Raw genomic sequence first — 453 nt, forward strand, 5'->3', positions numbered from 1 at the left:
GGCCAAGTTCGTTCGGCGAAACTGGCTACGGCAGGTAGCACTAGCTCCGCTGTTGGCTTCAATATTCAGTTAGACGATTGCGATACTTCCGTTGCTACCAAAGCGTCTGTTGCTTTCTCCGGTACCTCAGTTGATACAACTAACACCAGCGTTCTGGCGCTTCAGAATTCTGCTGCTGGTAGCGCTACCAATGTAGGCGTACAAATCCTTGATAAAACCGGTACCCCGCTGGCACTAGATGGAGCATCCTTCAGTGCAGCGACCACGTTGAACGACGGCACCAATATCATTCCTTTCCAGGCTCGTTATTACGCCACTGGCGCGGCGACAGCGGGTACTGCTAACGCTGACGCCACCTTCAAAGTGCAATACGAGTAATTTCAATATCAGACAGGGATGCGTTTTGGGCCAGGACGGCCCGTTATCCACAACGGGATTGGGGTAATAACGTGC

General features: G+C 52.3%; 1 protein-coding gene. It reads left to right on the forward strand.

The window, feature by feature from the left end; genetic code table 11:
- On the forward strand, positions 1 to 378 hold a 378-nt coding region (locus M3210_RS20155), incomplete at its 5' end, for a fimbrial protein (protein WP_251518082.1).
- Positions 379 to 453: the final 75 nt, after the last annotated feature.

The organism is Oceanobacillus luteolus (genome assembly GCF_023715655.1).
Taxonomy (GTDB): domain Bacteria; phylum Bacillota; class Bacilli; order Bacillales; family Amphibacillaceae; genus Oceanobacillus; species Oceanobacillus luteolus.